Here is a 16,697-nt window from a genome sequence, read left to right as displayed (position 1 = left end):
GGGCGTCAGGCGTGCGCACGGGTCCGGGGGTCGATGAGTCCGTAGAACAGATCGACGATGAGGTTGGCGCCGAGGACGGCGAGGGTGATGAAGAGGAAGAGGCCCTGCATCAGCGCGTAGTCGTTGTTGGTCACGGCCGAGAGGAGCTTGGAGCCGATGCCGGGGTACGAGAACACCTGCTCGGTGACGATCGAGCCCGAGACGACGAAGCCGAGCGAGATGGCGAACCCGGCGATCGAGGGCAGGACGGCGTTGCGCGCGGCGTAGTTGCGAAGGATGCGTCCCGGGGTGAGTCCCTTGGCCTGCGCGGTGAGGATGTAGTCCTCGGACAGCGTCGACACCATCATGTTGCGCATCCCCAACAGCCACCCGCCGACCGAGGCGAGAACGATCGTGAGGGCGGGGAGGAATCCGTACTGGATCGCCGAACCGATGAACTCGCCGGAGAAGCCCGGATCCAGGGCGACGTTGTACCCGCCCTGCGAGGGGAAGAGGTGCAGCGTCGTCGCGAAGACGTAGACCAGGATCAGCGCGAGCCAGAAGTACGGCACCGCAGCGAGCAGCGTCGTCGCCGGGACGAGGGAGTCGAGCCAGGTCCCCGGCTTCCACCCGACGATCGCACCGAGCGCGACGCCGATGACGGTGGCGAGCACCGTCGCGATCCCGACGAGGACGATCGTCCACGGGAGCGAGGTCCCGATGACTTCGTTCACCGGCGTCGGGAAGTAGGTCACCGAGATGCCGAGGTCGCCCCGGAACACGTTGACGAGGTAGCTGACGTACTGCGCGATCAGCGGCTCGGAGGAGTCGCCACCGAGGAGGAGTTCGTAGGCGCTGCGGGTCTCCGGGGTGACGATCCCGCCGCGCTGCTGGAGCTTGGCGAGCAGGATGTCGACGGGGTTGCCCGGCAGCAGCCGTGGGATGAGGAAGTTGAGGGTCAGCGCCGCCCAGAGGGCGACGATGTAGAACCCGATCTTGCGGACGAAGTAGTTCACGCCCGTCTCCCTTCCGTGACGGCGATGAATCCTCTCTCGGTGGCGACCACGCTCACTCCCCCCGCGGCTTCAGCGCTTTGAAGACCTCGGCGTTGTCCGGCGAGGCCCACACCGCGGGGAAGGCGTACAGGTCGTCCTGCGTCGGCCATCCCTCGAACTTGTCCGTGTGGATCTGGCTGGACGTGCCGCCCGTGAGCACGGGGATGTACGGCATGTCCTCGGTGATGATCGCCTGGATGGTGTCGAACTGCGGCTGACGCGCGGCGGCATCCTTCCGATCGGTGACCTTCAACACCGCGAGGGCGGCATCCACCTCGGGGTTGCTGAAGCGGGCGACGTTCTGAGAGGCGACGTCGCCGACCGGCCCGGTGAACGCGGAGTTGAGGTACTTGTCGTAGAGGTAGTAGGGGTCGGACACGGCCCCCTGACCGAGCGAGTTGATCGAGAGCTGGAAGTTGCCCTTGGTCTGCTTGTCGGTCCACTCGTTCCACGACGACTGCGCGACGCGCAGCTCGATCCCCGCCTCTTTCAGCTGCTGCGACATGGTGTCGACGGCGGTGATGTAGTCGGTCCAGCCGGTGACGACCTCGACGGTGACGGCGAGGGGCTCGCCGTTCTTCGCGTAGACCCCGTCGGCGCCGCGCGTCCAGCCGGCCGCCTCGAGCTCGGCCGTGGCCGCGGCGACGTCCGGGCTGTTCGGCGCGATCGGCTCGGCGATCGACGACGAGATCCAGTCGGTCTGCGTCGTCGGCAGGGCCAGCGTCGGCGAGATCTCGCTCGCCGTCCCCTGGAACGCCAAGGAGTTGAGCTGGTCGCGGTTCAGGGCCGCGTAGATCGCCCGGCGGACGGCGGGGTCGGTCTGCGGCCCGACGCAGCCCAGGTCGGCGTTCGAGCACGTGATGAGCGTGATCTGGTTCGCGGCGATCGTGACCCCGCTGTAGCCGGGGTAGGTCTCCGAGACCTTCTGGATGTTGGGCACGGGGCCCGTCTGCCAGTCGATCGTGCCGGCGGCCAGAGCGTCCGCTCCGGCGGTGTTCCCCGAGAGCGAGAGGTAGCGCACGGTCTTCACCGCGGGCTCGCCGCCCCAGTAGTCGGGGTTCGCCGACAGGGTGAAGGCCTGCGCCTTGAAGTCGCCCAGCGTGTACGGGCCGGTCCCCACGGGCTCGGCGATCACGTTGGTCGTCGGGTCGATGTCCTTCCACAGGTGCGCGGGGACGATGGGGGTACGACCGAGGATCGCGGGGTCGTTCACGAACGCGGGGTAGTCGAAGCGGAAGACCACCTCGTGGTCACCGGTCGCCTCAACCGTGCCGTCGAAGCCGGAGTTGTTGATGGAGGGGGTGTCGAGCAGCATCTGGAACGTGAAGACGACGTCGTCGGCGGTGAAGGGCTCGCCGTCCGACCAGGTCACGTCGTCGCGCAACCCGACCGTCAGCTCCGTACCCGCGTCATTCCAGGAGTACTCGGTGCCGAGGAGCGGCTTGTACTCGTTCGTGTTCACGTTGGTGACGAAGAACAGCGATTCGTAGATCGTGCCGATGCCGCCGATCTGCGACGGCGAGTACGGGTTGAAGTTGATCTGGTAGTCGCCGGCCTGGCCGGTGTAGGCGACCAGGGTCGTGGCATCCGATCCCCCGGGCGCGCCCGACGAGGTGCAGCCCGCGAGAGTGAGTGACGCGGCGGCGGTGAGGGATGCCGCGGCGATCCAGGCACGCGCCCGACGGCGCTTCGTGCTGAGGAGCATCTTCGATCCTTTCCGGGGCACGCGTGCCGCGGTGGCGACGGTGCCGGCTGTGAGCGGAGAGCGAGAACCGCATCCCCGAGCCCATTGTTACTTGAGTAAACTAAGTACGTCAAGCGATCCGCTCGACCCCGCTCCGCCGCTTGCTACTCTCATCGAGCGCGCGAGGGAGCCGCACCAGGAAGACGAGTGATACTTTGTTGCCGATGTTGACCATGTCCGCATTCCGGATGCCACGGGCTGCACGCCCATGACCGGTACCGCCGTCGAGGAGTCGTCGAGTCGGGCGTGGCCGTACCTCGCGGGAGTCGAGCGCAGCACGCTTCGCGAGCTGCTGATCCACGGCCCGCTCCCCCGCGCCGAGATCGCGCGTCGCCTCAGCGTGTCGCGGGCGAGTCTGACGCGCGCGACACGACTGCTCATGGAGCACGCGTTCATCGCCGAGCGCGAGATCGCCCTGCGAGCGGCGATGGGACGACCGAGTGAGATGCTCGCGGTCCGTGAGGATCAGCACCACTTCCTCGGTGTGAAGCTCACCGGCGACGCGGTGTTCGCCGTCGTGACCGACCTGCGAGCCCGCATCGTCGCCTCGGTCGAGGAGGAACTCCGCTCGCGGGCGGTCCACGACACCGTCGGCCAGATCGCCGACATCCACGCCCGCTTCGCGCGCGACTACGCCGACATCCACGCCGTCGGCGTCTGTCTCGCGGGTGATCTCGCCACCGTGGACGGCCGACAGGTCGTGATCGAGTCGTACTTCCTCGGCTGGAAGGACGTGCCTCTCACCGACATGCTGGGCCGGCGCCTCGGCATCCCGGTCTTCGCCGACAACGACGTCCGCGGCCTCACCGCCGCGGAGCACTGGTACGGCGCGGGGGCCGGGTGCGACTCGCTCGCCGTGGTCACGGTCGGCGCGGGCATCGGCTTCGGGCTCGTGATCGACGGCAAGGTCGTCGCCGGTCATGGCGGCCGCGCGGGTCAGCTCGGACATCTCCCCATCGACCCGACGGGACCGCCGTGCGGCCGCGGGCACACCGGCTGCGCGAGCGTGTACCTCCCGAGCGAGCGCATCGCCCAGGCGGCGGGAGCCGAGGACTACGCCGCCGCCGTGTCGGCCGCCCGCGCCGGCGACGCGCAAGCACGGGCCGCCTTCGACGCCGCCGCGCGAGCCCTGGGGGTGATCATCGGCACCGTGGCGAACGCCCTCGACCCCGAGAAGATCGTGCTCACCGGTGACGGCCTCGCGGTGATGGAGATCTCACCGGACCGCGTGATGGACGCGATCGCGGGCGTGCGCCTCCCCGAGGACGAGCCGGTTCGCCTCGTGGTCGAACCCGTGGAGTTCACCGAGTGGGCCCGCGGCGGCGCGGTCGTCGCGATCCGTCGGATGCTGCAGTTCTGACCGCGGATGCCACGGCCGTCCGGGGTGCCCGCCGGTTCCGGCGCGCTCCCCGGCGGCGCGACGGGCGCCGATCGTGCCGTGAAGCGGAGTCGAGCGCCGACACGCCGCTCCCGGCGACGCTCGCGCGGCGTGTCGCGCACGAACTCCGCGCGACGGCTCGGCCGCGAACAAGCCCGACTAGCATGGCCCGATGTTCCCCACCCGGGATGCCATCGACGCCGCGCTCGTCCAGAGGCTCGTCCGCGAGCAGTTCCCGGGGTGGGCGCACCGCGCCGTGACCCCCATGGTCGAGTCGGGCAACGACCACCGCACGTTCCGCCTCGGTGACGACCTCCTCGCCCGTCTCCCCGCGGACGTCGCCTATGTCCCGCAGGTGGAGAAGGAACAGCGCTGGCTCCCCCGGCTCGCCCCGCATCTTCCGCTGCCGATTCCGACCGTCGCGGGTCGAGGTCGCGCATCCGACCCGTTCCCGGCACCGTGGTCGGTCTACGAATGGATCGCCGGGCATCGTCCCGATCCGGCAGTCCTCCCGGGCGACATCGCGCTCGCCGAGAACCTCGCCGCCTTCCTGGCCGCCCTTCGACGGACGGATGCCGTCGACGGCCCACCGCCGGGAGAACACAGCGCCTTCCGCGGCGGCGGCGTCGAGCAGTGGGACGACCAGGTCGTCCGTCGCTTCGACCTCCTCGAGAGGCCGGCGCGCGACCGTGCTCGCGGCGTCTGGCGCGATGCCCTTGACGCCGCGTTCACCGGACCTCCCGTGTGGGTTCACGGCGACCTCGCCATCGGCAACCTCCTCGTCGACGACGATCATCAACTGGCCGCGGTGATCGACTTCGGGTGCTCGGCGATCGGCGACCCCGCCTGCGACACGGTCGTCTTCTGGACGCAGTTCCGTGGCACGGCTCGCCGCGCGTTTCGCGACACCCTCGACCTCGATGACGCCACGTGGGCCCGCGGCGCCGGGTGGACGCTGTGGAAGGGGCTGATCATGCTCACCAACATCACTCCCGGCGAGGCGGAGTTCGCGAAGCGGGTGCTGGCCGAGGTGCTCGACGCCTCACCGTGAGCCATGCGCGAGGACGGCGACGGCGCGAGCTGCGAGACGCGCGCCGTCGCGCGGAGTCGAGCGCCGACACGCCGCTCCCGGCGACGCTCGCACGGCGTGTCGCGCACGACCTCCGCACGACGTCTCGCCACCCGACCCCGGCCGAGGTGCCGGGGCGCGCCGTACAACCGCGTGCAGCTCGCGATCCTCGCCTACGACGCGGGTCTGCTCGACGACGCCCGCTGACCGCGTGAGACCGGATGCCGAGAACCCCGCGTGCATGACGCCGGAACACCTGCGCTGGCCCCTCGATGACGCACGGAGGGCCCGGCGCGATTCCTCGCGCCGGGCCCTCCGTCACACCGTGGGACTCAGAAGTCCCAGTCGTCATCCTCCGTCGCCTCGGCCTTGCCGATGACGTACGACGAACCCGAGCCGCTGAAGAAGTCGTGGTTCTCGTCGGCGTTCGGCGAGAGGGCCGACAGGATCGCCGGGTTCACGTTGGTCACGGACGACGGGAACATCGCCTCGTAGCCGAGGTTCATCAGCGCCTTGTTGGCGTTGTAGTGGAGGAACTTCTTCACGTCCTCGCTCAGGCCCACCGCGTCGTAGAGGCTCTGGGTGTACCCCACCTCGTTGTCGTAGAGCTCGTAGAGCAGCGAGAACGTGTAGTCCTTGATGTCCTGGCGACGCGCCTCGTCGACGGTCTCAAGACCACGCTGGAACTTGTACCCGATGTAGTACCCGTGAACGGCCTCGTCACGGATGATGAGGCGGATGAGGTCGGCCGTGTTGGTGAGCTTCGCTCGGCTCGACCAGTGCATCGGCAGGTAGAAGCCCGAGTAGAAGAGGAACGACTCGAGCAGGGTCGAGGCGACCTTGCGCTTGAGGGGGTCGTCGCCACGGTAGTAGTCCATGACGATGCGCGCCTTCTTCTGAAGGAACTCGTTCTCGGTCGACCAGCGGAACGCCTCGTCGATCTCCTTCGTCGAGCACAGCGTCGAGAAGATCGACGAGTAGCTCTTCGCGTGCACCGACTCCATGAACGCGATGTTCGTGTACACGGCCTCCTCGTGCGGGGTGATCGCATCGGGGATGAGCGAGACGGCGCCGACCGTGCCCTGGATCGTGTCGAGGAGCGTGAGCCCCGTGAAGACACGCATCGTGAGCGTCTGCTCCTCGGGGGTGAGCGTGTTCCACGACTGGATGTCGTTCGACAGCGGCACCTTCTCGGGGAGCCAGAAGTTGTTCACCAGACGGTTCCAGACCTCGAGGTCCTTGTCGTCCTGGATGCGGTTCCAGTTGATGGCCTGCACGTGGTTCAGCAGCTGCAGCTTTTCAGCCATGACGTCGCTTTTCCTCTATCGGTGAATGGTCAGTGGCTCAGAGCATGCACGAGACGCACTCGGTCATGTCGGTGCCCTCGAGCGCCAGCTGACGCAGACGGATGTAGTAGATGGTCTTGATGCCCTTCTTCCACGCGTAGATCTGCGCCTTGTTGATGTCGCGCGTGGTGACGGTGTCCTTGAAGAACAGCGTGAGCGAGAGGCCCTGGTCGACGTGCTGCGTGGCGGCGGCGTACGTGTCGATGACCTTCTCGTAGCCGATCTCGTAGGCGTCCTGGTAGTAGTCCAGGTTGTCGTTCGTCATGAACGGCGCCGGGTAGTAGACGCGGCCGAGCTTGCCTTCCTTGCGGATCTCGATCTTCGACGCGATCGGGTGGATCGAGCTCGTCGAGTTGTTGATGTACGAGATCGAACCGGTCGGGGGCACCGCCTGCAGGTTCTGGTTGTAGATGCCGTGGGCCTGCACCGAGGCCTTCAGCTCGCGCCAGTCGTCCTGCGTGGGGATCTGGATGCCGGCGAACAGCTCCTTCGTCTTCTCGGTCTGCGGAGCCCACACCTGCTCGGTGTACTTGTCGAAGAACTCGCCCGACGCGTAGGTGGAGTTCTCGAAGCCGTCGAAAGCCGTGCCGCGCTCGATCGCCAGGCGGTTCGACGCCCGCAGCGCGTGGAACAGCACCGTGTAGAAGTAGATGTTCGTGAAGTCGATGCCCTCTTCGGAGCCGTAGTAGACGTGCTCCCGAGCGAGGTAGCCGTGCAGGTTCATCTGGCCGAGACCGATGGCGTGCGAGCGGTCGTTGCCGTCTTCGATCGAACGCACCGACGCGATGTGGCTCTGCACGCTGACGGCGGTGAGGGCGCGGATCGCGGTCTCGACCGTGAGGCCCAGGTCGCCGCCGTCCATCGCGAGAGCGATGTTCATCGAACCGAGGTTGCAGGAGATGTCCTTGCCGATGGTGTCGTACGAGAGGTCCTCGTTGTACGTGGTCGGCGTGTTGACCTGGAGGATCTCCGAGCACAGGTTCGACATGTTGATACGACCGGCGATCGGGTTGGCCTTGTTCACCGTGTCCTCGAACATGATGTACGGGTAGCCCGACTCGAACTGGATCTCGGCGAGGGTCTGGAAGAACTCACGCGCGTTGATCTTCGTCTTCTTGATGCGCGGATCGTCGACCATCTCGCGGTACTTCTCGGTGACCGAGATGTCGCCAAACGGCTTGCCGTAGACGCGCTCGACGTCGTAGGGCGAGAAGAGGTACATGTCCTCGCCGTTCTTGGCGAGCTCGAACGTGATGTCGGGGATGACAACGCCCAGCGACAGCGTCTTAATGCGGATCTTCTCGTCGGCGTTCTCGCGCTTGGTGTCGAGGAAGCGCAGGATATCGGGGTGGTGCGCGTTGAGGTAAACCGCGCCGGCACCCTGACGGGCTCCGAGCTGGTTGGCGTAGCTGAAGCTGTCTTCGAGGAGCTTCATCACGGGGATGATGCCCGAGGACTGGTTCTCGATCTGCTTGATCGGGGCACCCGACTCGCGGATGTTCGACAGGAGCAGGGCGACGCCGCCGCCGCGCTTCGACAGCTGCAGCGCCGAGTTGATGCCGCGCGCGATCGACTCCATGTTGTCTTCGATGCGCAGGAGGAAGCACGACACGAGCTCGCCGCGCTGCGCCTTGCCGGCGTTGAGGAACGTCGGGGTGGCCGGCTGGAAGCGGCCCGAGATGATCTCGTCGACGAGCTGCACCGCGAGGCGCTGGTCGCCGTCTGCCAGGGCGAGGGCCGTCATGACGACGCGGTCCTCGAAGCGCTCGAGGTAACGCTTTCCGTCGAAGGTCTTGAGCGTGTAGCTGGTGTAGTACTTGAACGCGCCGAGGAAGGTCTCGAAACGGAACTTCGCCCCGTAGGCGCGGTCGTTCAGCTCCTGGATGAACTCCATCGAGTACTTCGCGAGCACGGTGGGCTCGTAGTACTCCTTCTCGACGAGGTAGTCGAGGCGCTCCTTGAGCGAGTGGAAGAACACCGTGTTCTGGTTGACGTGCTGCAGGAAGTACTCCCGCGCAGCGCGCTTGTCGGCGTCGAACTGGATCTTGCCGTCGGCGTCGTACAGGTTCAGCATCGCGTTCAGGGCGTGGTAATCCAGGCCCTCGAAGCGTGCCTCGGTCTTGAAGTCCACGTCGGTCAGCTCAACTTCCACCATCGTTCCAATCCTTCGGTGACGCGCTCGACGTCGTCGGGCGTGCCGAATACTTCCAGCCGATACAGGTGCGGCACGTGGCACTTGCGGCTGATGATGTCGCCGGCGAGGCAGAACGCCTCGCCGAAGTTCGTGTTACCCGCGGAGATGACTCCGCGGATGTGTCGTCGGTTCTGCTCCTCATTGAGGAAGCGGATGACCTGCTTGGGGACCGCGCCCTTCTCGACGCCTCGTCCGGCACCCCCACCGTAAGTGGGGGTGACCAGCACGAAGGGTTCGTCGATGACGAGGGGCGAATCGGTCGGCCGAAGGGGGATGCGCAGGGCCCGCATGCCCAGCTTCTCGATGAAACGCGCGGTGTTTCCCGACACGCTCGAGAAGTAGACGAGCAGCGGAGCCGTGGTCGCCGACAGGACAGCGCTCATGACGGGGGTCGGTGAGCCTGTCGCGGTGTCACGCCAGGCGCGACGCGAGCTCGTCGATCTTGTCGGGACGGAAGCCCGACCAGTGGTCCTCGTCCGTGATGACGACGGGGGCCTGCAGGTAGCCGAGCGACTTGACCTGCTCGAGGGCTGCGGGGTCCTCCGACAGGTCGAGCACGTCGTACTCGATGCCCTTCGAGTCGAGCGCGCGGTAGGTGGCCGTGCACTGAACGCACGACGGCTTGGTGTAGACCGTGATCGCCATTCTGTTCTCTTTCTCCCCTTGAAACTCATCTTCCGAGCGAGCGGGGCCCGCCGGGACCTCAATACTACATATGGGGACGGACATCAGGTGGAACCACAAGGGGTAGTAGTTACACGAGTGTGATTTTCCACCGCTCTCCCCATATACAACACAGGTTGTCCACGATTTCATCCACAGGTCGCGCCCCTCTTCGACGCCACGCGATGCCCGCCGTTCCGCGGATCTCGCCGGACCTTCCGGCATCCATCCACAGCTCGCACGCTAGAGGGGGGTTCCGACATTGCACAGGAGGTGGATTTCGACCTCCGGCGTGTCGCGGCGTGTCGCGCCACGGCCTCCTCGCCGACCACCCCTCGATGTCGGAGGGGGGAGATAGCGTTGTCCCGTGGCCGGCTACCGCGAACTCCTCCGAACCCCGGGCGTTGGGCGTATCATCGCCGCCCAGCTGACCGCGCGCTTCCCCAACGGCATGACCAGCCTCGCCGTGCTGCTGCACATCGAGCACGTCACCGGCTCCTACGGAGCGGCGGGTCTCGTGCTCGCGGCGACGAGCGTCGGTCAGGCCATCTCGGGCCCGATCACGAGCCGCTGGATGGGCATCTGGGGAATGCGTCGCGTGCTGACCGTCACGCTCCTGGTGTGCGCCGCCGCGATCGCGACGCTCGCGCTCATCGAGATGCCCCTCCCCCTCTACATGACCCTGGGGCTGATCGCGGGCCTCTCGACCCCGCCGATCCAATCCGCGGTGCGCACCATCTACCCCAAGATGGTCAACTCGAAGCAGCTCACCCCGCTGTTCTCGCTCGACGCGTCGCTGCAAGAGATCATCTGGGTCCTCGCCCCGGTGCTGATCACCCTCGTCGCCACCCAGGCCGGCACGGTGCCGGGCCTGCTGCTCGTGGTCGTCATCCTTCTCGGCGGTGGCGCCTGGTTCATCCTGAGCCCCGAGGTCGGGCGGGTGCGCATCCCGCGCAGCCGCCGCGCCCTCGGCCGCGTGCTCGGCAAGCCTCCCGTCCTCCTCGCCACGGCCACCGGTTTCCTGCTCATCGGAGCGTGCGCCGCGGTGGAGGCCGGAGTCGTGGCGACCTTCGACCACGGCGGCCTCGAGGCGGGTCTCGTCCTCGCCGTGTTCGCCGTGGGCAGCCTTGCCGGCGGCCTGTCGTTCGGTCACATCCCGATCGGACCGTGGGCCATGGCGCGCCGCCTGGCGATCGTCGCCCTGGGACTCTCGCTCACCATCGTGTCGTTGAACGCGTGGTGGCTCGGCGCCACCCTCCTCGTCGCGGGCGCGGGCATCGCCCCCGCTCTCGCCGTGATGTTCGCGATGACCTCGGCGAGCGTCCGATTCAGCGAGACCGCCGAGGCCTATGGGTGGATCAGCACCGGCCAGCTCATCGGTGCCGCCGCGGGCTCCGCCGTCGCAGGTTTCCTCGTCGACGGCATCGGCCCGCAGGGCGCGTACATCGCCGCGGCGGCTTTCGCCCTCGCCGGCTTCGCCGTGGCCGCTGTCTTCGTCAAGGGCTTCCCCGACCTGCGTCACCGCGACTCGACGCCGATCCCCGACACCGAACCGGTCGAGACGATCACCTGAGCCCGCAGCCCGGAACCCGCAGCCCGGCACCCGGAGCCCGGCACCCGGCACCCGGCACCCGGCACCCGGCACCCGGCACCCGGCACCCGGCACCCGGCACCCGGCACGAGCCCGGCACACGCCCGGCACCGAACCTCACTGGATCCGGCGCAACAACTCCAGCACGGCGAGCGCGTACGCGTCCGCGGGTTCGGGGTGGTCGAACACCACGCTCGCCCCGCCGACCGAGATCTCGACCTCGTACGTGTCAGACAGGCGACGCAGCGAGCGGAAGGCGCTGCGCAGCATCTCGCGCAGCTGCGACTCCGACGGCAGCCAGAGCGCGTCCTCGGTGGCCACCGAGTCCAGCGCCCACTCGGTCGTGCCGTTGAACGCGAGGATGCGCCCCGTCGGATAGTCCCGAGGCTCGACCGTCATCTCGCTCACGGTGAAGACGTCCGCCTCGAACTCGGGCTCGTCGAGCTGGAAACGGTCGCCGGATCGCGGATGCCACACCAGCCCCGCTTCGCGCAGGGCGAGGGCCATCTCGGTCGAGATCATGGCATCCATTCTGCGGGGCGGCGAGGACTCTCGGGCCGGGACGCCCCGCCGCTCACCGACGACGACAGAATGGATGCCATGACCACCCCGTTCGATCCCGCTCGGTTCCTGCCCGACGACCTGCTCGCGCGCATCCGCGAGCGGGCCGTGACGCACGACCGCGACAACACGTTCCCGCAGGACGACCTCGATGAGCTGCGGGCGGCGGGTTACCTCGGCATCCTGGTCCCCACCGATCGCGGGGGCGCGGGCCTCACCCTGGCCGAGGCATCGATCCTGCAGCAGCGCCTCGCGGGCGCCGCGCCGGCGACGGCCCTCGCGATCAACATGCACCTGGTCTGGACGGGCGTCGCGAAGGTTCTCCAGGACCGCGGGATCGACGACCTCGCGTTCGTCCAGCGCGGCGCGGCGGCGGGCGAGGTGTTCGCCTTCGGTATCAGCGAGGCGGGCAACGACCTCGTGCTCTTCGGCAGCGACACCGAGGCGCGCCCCGCGGCAGACGGCGGCTATTCGTTCACCGGCACGAAGATCTTCACGTCGCTGGCCCCGGTCTGGGACCACCTCGGTGTGCACGGGCTCGACACCACCTCGCCCGATGCGCCGCGAATGGTGTTCGCCTTCCTCGACCGGACCGACGCGGTCGTGACGCGCGACGACTGGGACACCCTGGGCATGCGGGGCACCCAGAGCCGCACCACCGAACTCCACGGCGCGACCGCCCCCGCGGAGCGCGTCGTGCGCCGACTCGCGCCCGGGCCTCAGCCCGACCCGCTCGTGTTCGGGATCTTCGCGGTGTTCGAGATCCTCCTCGCCTCGGTCTACACCGGCGTCGCCCGCCGTGCCCTCGACCTCGCCGTCGAGACCGCGCACACGCGGCGGTCGAAGAAGAGCGGCACGACGTACGCGAACGACCCCGACATCCGCTGGCGGATCGCCGACATGGCGATCGCCTATGACGCTCTACCCCCGCAACTCGCCGGCCTGAGTACCGACGTCGACACCCGCGTCGACCACGGGGCCCGGTGGTTCTCGCTTCTCGCCGGGGTGAAGCATCGTGCCGTCACGATGGCCAAGTCGGTCGTCGACGACGCGATCCTCGTGGGCGGCGGGTCGTCATACTCGGCGCACAGCGAGCTGAGCCGGCTCTACCGCGACGTGCTCGCCGGGATGTTCCACCCCTCCGACCCCGAATCCGCGCACTCCGCTGCCGCGACGGCGTGGCTCGGACCGGTGTCGTCGTGATGGCGCGGACCCCCACCGCCCTGCTGAGTCCCGCAGACCAGGAGCGACGGCGCGCCCTCCGCCGGATGAAGGGGGTCGCACTGGGCGCGTTGATCGGGATGGCGGTCATCTTCGCCGTGGCGTTCGCGTTCCAGCGCGACGTCACGTGGCTGCAGTACGTCCGCGCGGCAGCGGAGGGCGGCATGGTCGGTGCCCTCGCGGACTGGTTCGCGGTGACGGCTCTGTTCCGGCATCCGCTCGGCCTCCCGATCCCCCATACGGCGATCATCCCCCGTCGCAAAGACGAGATCGGACGCCAGCTCGGGGAGTTCGTCGAGACGAACTTCCTCGAGGGCGACGTGGTGCGCACCAAGCTCGAGTCGACGCCTCTCGCCGCGCGGGCCGGGGCGTGGCTCGCCGAGCCCGCCCACGCCGAGCGACTCGCCGCCGAGGGGGCGACGCTCGCGACGAGCATCCTGCGCGCTCTCAGCGACGAGGATGTGCAGGGCCTCATCGAAGACCTCGCGCGCGAGCATCTGCTCTCCCCCGACTGGGGCCCCTCGGTCGGCGGATGGCTCGAGCGCGTCGTGAGTTCGGGGGCACATCACGGTGCCGTGGACCTCGCGTTCGACAACATCGCCGTCTGGCTGGGCAACAACCGCGAGGTGTTCCAGGGTCTGGTGTCCCAGCGTCTACCCGCGTGGGTGCCGAGCCTTGCGCTGCGACTGGTGGACGACACCATCTACCGCGAGGCCGTGAGCTTCGTCGACGCCGTCCGCGCCGATCCCCGCCACCAGGCGCGCGGCGCGATCGACGGATACCTGGCCCGACTCGCCGACAACCTGCAGCACGACCCGGCGACGATGATGCGCCTCGAAGAGGCGAAGGCGTCCGTCTTCGACAGTCCGCGCGTCCGCCAGCTCGCGGCCGACGCCTGGAACACCGCCAAGACCGGTCTGCTCACCGCGCTCGCCGATCCCGACAGTGCGCTGCGTCGACGCGCGAGCGCGGCCCTCGCCGAGGTCGGTGTCCGCCTCCAGAACGACGAGACCCTGCAGCGGCGCGTCGACGGCTGGGTCACCGACGCGGCGGTCTTCGTGGTGGGGCGGTATCGCCACGACATCGCCTCGATCATCACCGACACCGTCGAGAGATGGGATGCCGAAGAGACCACCGAGAAGATCGAACTCATGGTCGGCCGCGATCTGCAGTACATCCGCCTGAACGGCACGATCGTCGGCGCCCTGGCGGGTCTCGCCATCTTCACGATCGCGCACCTCTTCTGGGGGTGACCGTACCGACCTCGCGTGCGGGTCGATAACCTGAGCGCGTGAGCGACGATCCGGGTCGGGAATTCCTCTTCTCGTACGGCACGCTGCTGCTGCCCGACGTGCAGCTCGACACGTTCGGTCGCCGCGTGCCGAGCGACGAAGACGCCCTGCCCGGCTACCGCCTCGAATGGGTCGACATCGATGACGAACGCGTCGCTCAGCTGTCGGGGCTGGACTCGCACCCGATCCTGCGCCACACGGGTGATCCGCGAGATCGCGTGTTCGGACGGGTGCTCGAACTGACCGCGGATGAACTGGACGCGGCCGACGAGTACGAGGTCGCGCTGTACCGACGCACGTCAGCGGCCCTCGCCAGTGGGCGGGAAGCCTGGGTCTACGTCGGCATCTGAGAGCTGGCGCCCAGCCGTCGGATCGAAGCGCTCGGGCCCTCGCGCCGCTGACAGGGGTCCGCAGCACGCCGCACTCCGGAGCACCAGCCCCCGGCCGATGTCTGTGGCCGACGATATCGTTGTGATCGGTGGAACGCGGGCCGTGCCTCGAACCCGCGACACCGGCGTGACGCGGAGGAACGATGATCCAACTGGTGCTGGCGCGGCACGCGAAGTCCGACTGGGCCGACGAGGGCCTCGCCGACCACGACCGACCGCTCAACGATCGAGGGCGACGCGATGCCCCGCAGGTCGCTCGCGCGGTAAGCCGCCGGGGTGTGCGCCCCGAGGTGTTGCTGTCGAGCACCGCTCTGCGCGCGGCGACCACGGCCGAGGCCTTCGCCGCCGAATTCGAAGTCGAGGTCACGCTTCGCGACGACCTCTACCTCGCCGATCCGGCGCAGCTCCTCGCGGCCGCGCGCGAAGCGGGCTCGAACGAGGTGATGGTCGTCGCACACGACCCCGGGATGAGCGCGCTCGTCTCGCGGCTCGCCGATCGCGACGTGCGGATGGTCACGTGCGCCGTGGCGATCTTCACCTGGCACGACGGAACGTGGGACGACGTGGATGCCACGGCCCCCGACGAGTTCGAGGTGCTGACGCCGTAGCTCGGTGGCGGACACCCAGCCGCGCCGCCCCGCCCCGGTCACACCGCCGAGACCGCCACCCGCGCGACATCACCCGAGGCGACCAGCTCCGTCACGGCCTCGATCTCGGGCGAGACGAAACGATCCGGGCCCGGACCCTCGACCCGGGTCCGCACAAGGTCGCGGACGGCACCGGTGGCCGCCGCGGGCTGCAGCGGAGAGCGCAGGTCGAGGGCACGGCATCCGGTCATCACCTCGATCGCGAGCACGCGAGCGAGGCCGTCGAGCGCCCGGCGGAGCTTGCGCGCCGCGGCCCATCCCATCGAGACGTGGTCTTCCTGCATCGCACTCGAGGGGATCGAGTCCACCGACGCGGGCGCGGCGAGGCGCTTGAGCTCCGACACGATCCCGGCGGCCGCGTACTGCGCGATCATCAGGCCGCTGTCGACGCCGACCTCGTCGGCGAGGAACGCCGGGAGCCCGTTGCTGCGCGCGACGTCGAGCGCTCGGTCGGTGCGTCGCTCCGACATGGATGCCACATCCGCCACCGCGATCGCGAGGAAGTCCAGCACGTAAGCGACCGGCGCGCCGTGGAAGTTGCCGTTCGACTCGACGCGCCCGTCCACGGTCACCACGGGGTTGTCGACCGCCGAGGCGAGCTCGCGCCCGGCCACCGCCGTCGCGTGCGCGAGCGTGTCGCGCGCCGCGCCGTGCACCTGCGGCGCGCAGCGCAGCGAGTATGCGTCCTGGACGCGCGTGCACTCCGGGCCGCGGTGGCTGGCGACGATGGGAGAGCCGGCCAGGAACGCCCGAAGGTTGGCCGCCGAGGCGGCCTGACCGAGCTGCGGTCGCAGCGCCATGAGATCCGCCGCGAAAACGGCATCCGTCCCCAGCTGCGACTCGACGGAGATCGCGGCCGCGACGTCGGCGGTGGTGAGAAGGACTTCCAGATCGTGCGCCGCGAGGAGCAGCATCCCGAGCATTCCGTCGGTTCCGTTGATGAGGGCCAGGCCCTCTTTCTCGCGCAGGAGCACCGGCTCGATCCCCGCGGCGGCGAGCGCTTCGCCGGCGGTCATCGACCGCCCGTCCGCGTCGCGCACGTCCCCTTCGCCCATCACGGCGAGCGCCACGTGCGAGAGCGGGGCGAGGTCGCCGGAGCACCCGAGCGATCCGTACTCGCGCACGATCGGGGTGATGCCCGCGTTCAGCAGGGCGGCGTAGGTCTCGACGACGACGGGGCGCACACCCGTCCGGCCGGTCGCGAGCGTCTGCAGCCGCAGCAGCATAAGAGCGCGCACGACCTCGCGCTCGACCTCGGAGCCGGTGCCGGCGGCGTGAGAGCGGATGAGGCTCGCCTGCAGCTGGGCGCGCCGGTCCTCGGCGATGAAGGTCGTGGCCAGGGCACCGAATCCCGTGGAGATGCCGTAGTGCGGCTGCGGGTCGTCGGCGAGCCCCTCGATCAGCGCGCGGGTCTGCGCGACGCGCCGCATCGCCTCCGCATCGACGGTGACCCGGGCGTCGTGCCGGGCGACGGCGACGACATCGGCGGGGACGAGGGGGACGGAACCGACGGTGACGATGGAGTGCATACGCCGATTCCATCGCGTGCGAGAGCGCGGAACGGCGGG

General features: G+C 68.7%; 16 protein-coding genes. 8 read left to right on the top strand and 8 right to left on the bottom strand.

Annotation, left to right across the window (positions count from 1 at the left end; genetic code table 11):
* Positions 1–5: 5 nt before the first annotated feature.
* Together ACMW4R_RS18475 and ACMW4R_RS18470 are read right to left on the bottom strand one after the other, a co-directional pair.
* Complete coding sequence (locus ACMW4R_RS18475) at positions 6–995, bottom strand: ABC transporter permease (RefSeq protein WP_058629777.1); 990 nt, start codon at positions 993–995, stop codon at positions 6–8.
* A 52-nt stretch (positions 996–1,047) separates the two neighbouring features.
* Positions 1,048–2,739, bottom strand: coding sequence for an ABC transporter substrate-binding protein (locus tag ACMW4R_RS18470; protein ID WP_058627501.1), 1,692 nt, complete (start codon positions 2,737–2,739; stop codon positions 1,048–1,050).
* Positions 2,740–2,986: 247 nt separating this feature from the next.
* Between ACMW4R_RS18470 and ACMW4R_RS18465 the strand changes: the two genes are divergently transcribed.
* From ACMW4R_RS18465 to ACMW4R_RS18455, 3 genes are all read left to right on the top strand, one after another.
* Positions 2,987–4,138 carry an ROK family protein gene (locus tag ACMW4R_RS18465; protein WP_418300622.1) on the top strand — a complete coding sequence of 384 codons (1,152 nt, stop codon included), beginning with the start codon at positions 2,987–2,989 and terminating at the stop codon, positions 4,136–4,138.
* A 190-nt stretch (positions 4,139–4,328) separates the two neighbouring features.
* A complete protein-coding gene (locus ACMW4R_RS18460; protein ID WP_418300621.1) occupies positions 4,329–5,207 on the top strand; it encodes an aminoglycoside phosphotransferase family protein in 879 nt (292 codons plus the stop codon).
* Between the two features lie 96 nt (positions 5,208–5,303).
* The gene (locus ACMW4R_RS18455; protein ID WP_418300620.1) at positions 5,304–5,432 is read left to right on the top strand and encodes a hypothetical protein; all 129 of its coding nucleotides are present in this window, start codon (positions 5,304–5,306) and stop codon (positions 5,430–5,432) included.
* A gap of 125 nt (positions 5,433–5,557) precedes the next feature.
* On the opposite strand, the gene nrdF is transcribed toward ACMW4R_RS18455, so the two are convergent.
* The 4 genes from nrdF to nrdH are packed head-to-tail and all read right to left on the bottom strand — an operon-like array spanning position 5,558 to position 9,410.
* A complete protein-coding gene (gene nrdF, locus ACMW4R_RS18450) occupies positions 5,558–6,532 on the bottom strand; it encodes a class 1b ribonucleoside-diphosphate reductase subunit beta (protein WP_058595079.1) in 975 nt (324 codons plus the stop codon).
* Positions 6,533–6,569: 37 nt separating this feature from the next.
* On the bottom strand, positions 6,570–8,726 hold the full coding sequence (gene nrdE / locus ACMW4R_RS18445; RefSeq protein WP_058595078.1) for a class 1b ribonucleoside-diphosphate reductase subunit alpha: 2,157 nt from the start codon (positions 8,724–8,726) through the stop codon (positions 6,570–6,572).
* Positions 8,708–9,148: a class Ib ribonucleoside-diphosphate reductase assembly flavoprotein NrdI gene (nrdI, locus tag ACMW4R_RS18440; RefSeq protein ID WP_058595108.1), complete on the bottom strand. Its 441-nt coding sequence runs from the start codon at positions 9,146–9,148 to the stop codon at positions 8,708–8,710. The genes nrdE and nrdI overlap by 19 nt, the downstream gene beginning before the upstream one ends.
* Positions 9,149–9,176: 28 nt before the next feature.
* Positions 9,177–9,410 carry a glutaredoxin-like protein NrdH gene (gene nrdH / locus ACMW4R_RS18435; RefSeq protein ID WP_058595077.1) on the bottom strand — a complete coding sequence of 78 codons (234 nt, stop codon included), beginning with the start codon at positions 9,408–9,410 and terminating at the stop codon, positions 9,177–9,179.
* Positions 9,411–9,795: 385 nt separating this feature from the next.
* Between nrdH and ACMW4R_RS18430 the strand changes: the two genes are divergently transcribed.
* A complete protein-coding gene (locus ACMW4R_RS18430; protein ID WP_058613453.1) occupies positions 9,796–11,001 on the top strand; it encodes an MFS transporter in 1,206 nt (401 codons plus the stop codon).
* Positions 11,002–11,136: 135 nt separating this feature from the next.
* Here ACMW4R_RS18430 and ACMW4R_RS18425 read toward each other — a convergent pair whose 3' ends face one another.
* A complete protein-coding gene (locus ACMW4R_RS18425; protein WP_058595075.1) occupies positions 11,137–11,541 on the bottom strand; it encodes a hypothetical protein in 405 nt (134 codons plus the stop codon).
* Positions 11,542–11,619: 78 nt separating this feature from the next.
* On the opposite strand from ACMW4R_RS18425, the gene ACMW4R_RS18420 reads away from it, so the two are divergent.
* From ACMW4R_RS18420 to ACMW4R_RS18405, 4 genes are all read left to right on the top strand, one after another.
* Positions 11,620–12,783, top strand: a complete 1,164-nt coding sequence (locus ACMW4R_RS18420) for an acyl-CoA dehydrogenase family protein (RefSeq protein ID WP_418300619.1) — start codon at positions 11,620–11,622, stop codon at positions 12,781–12,783.
* A complete protein-coding gene (locus tag ACMW4R_RS18415; RefSeq protein ID WP_058595107.1) occupies positions 12,783–14,054 on the top strand; it encodes a DUF445 domain-containing protein in 1,272 nt (423 codons plus the stop codon). The genes ACMW4R_RS18420 and ACMW4R_RS18415 overlap by 1 nt, the downstream gene beginning before the upstream one ends.
* 38 nt (positions 14,055–14,092) lie before the next feature.
* A complete protein-coding gene (locus ACMW4R_RS18410) occupies positions 14,093–14,443 on the top strand; it encodes a gamma-glutamylcyclotransferase family protein (RefSeq protein ID WP_058595073.1) in 351 nt (116 codons plus the stop codon).
* 182 nt (positions 14,444–14,625) lie between these two features.
* Positions 14,626–15,090, top strand: coding sequence for a SixA phosphatase family protein (locus tag ACMW4R_RS18405; protein WP_058613450.1), 465 nt, complete (start codon positions 14,626–14,628; stop codon positions 15,088–15,090).
* Between the two features lie 38 nt (positions 15,091–15,128).
* Here ACMW4R_RS18405 and hutH read toward each other — a convergent pair whose 3' ends face one another.
* Complete coding sequence (gene hutH, locus ACMW4R_RS18400; RefSeq protein ID WP_418300618.1) at positions 15,129–16,658, bottom strand: histidine ammonia-lyase; 1,530 nt, start codon at positions 16,656–16,658, stop codon at positions 15,129–15,131.
* Positions 16,659–16,697: the final 39 nt, after the last annotated feature.

This window comes from Microbacterium sp. S1037 (genome assembly GCF_048381605.1).
Lineage (GTDB): Bacteria > Actinomycetota > Actinomycetes > Actinomycetales > Microbacteriaceae > Microbacterium > Microbacterium testaceum_B.
Note: the sequence above shows the minus strand (reverse complement) of the source record. Positions and strands in the feature narration are given on the sequence as shown.

Excerpts from the sequence above, each read along its gene's own strand:
- nrdF (WP_058595079.1), bottom strand. The coding sequence starts at position 6,532 with ATGGCTGAAAAGCTGCAGCTGCTGAACCACGTGCAGGCCATCAACTGG.
- ACMW4R_RS18465 (WP_418300622.1), top strand. The coding sequence starts at position 2,987 with ATGACCGGTACCGCCGTCGAGGAGTCGTCGAGTCGGGCGTGGCCGTAC.
- ACMW4R_RS18425 (WP_058595075.1), bottom strand. The coding sequence starts at position 11,541 with ATGATCTCGACCGAGATGGCCCTCGCCCTGCGCGAAGCGGGGCTGGTG.
- ACMW4R_RS18415 (WP_058595107.1), top strand. The coding sequence starts at position 12,783 with ATGGCGCGGACCCCCACCGCCCTGCTGAGTCCCGCAGACCAGGAGCGA.
- ACMW4R_RS18470 (WP_058627501.1), bottom strand. The coding sequence starts at position 2,739 with ATGCTCCTCAGCACGAAGCGCCGTCGGGCGCGTGCCTGGATCGCCGCG.
- nrdI (WP_058595108.1), bottom strand. The coding sequence starts at position 9,148 with ATGAGCGCTGTCCTGTCGGCGACCACGGCTCCGCTGCTCGTCTACTTC.
- ACMW4R_RS18420 (WP_418300619.1), top strand. The coding sequence starts at position 11,620 with ATGACCACCCCGTTCGATCCCGCTCGGTTCCTGCCCGACGACCTGCTC.
- ACMW4R_RS18405 (WP_058613450.1), top strand. The coding sequence starts at position 14,626 with ATGATCCAACTGGTGCTGGCGCGGCACGCGAAGTCCGACTGGGCCGAC.
- nrdH (WP_058595077.1), bottom strand. The coding sequence starts at position 9,410 with ATGGCGATCACGGTCTACACCAAGCCGTCGTGCGTTCAGTGCACGGCC.
- nrdE (WP_058595078.1), bottom strand. The coding sequence starts at position 8,726 with ATGGTGGAAGTTGAGCTGACCGACGTGGACTTCAAGACCGAGGCACGC.
- ACMW4R_RS18460 (WP_418300621.1), top strand. The coding sequence starts at position 4,329 with ATGTTCCCCACCCGGGATGCCATCGACGCCGCGCTCGTCCAGAGGCTC.
- hutH (WP_418300618.1), bottom strand. The coding sequence starts at position 16,658 with ATGCACTCCATCGTCACCGTCGGTTCCGTCCCCCTCGTCCCCGCCGAT.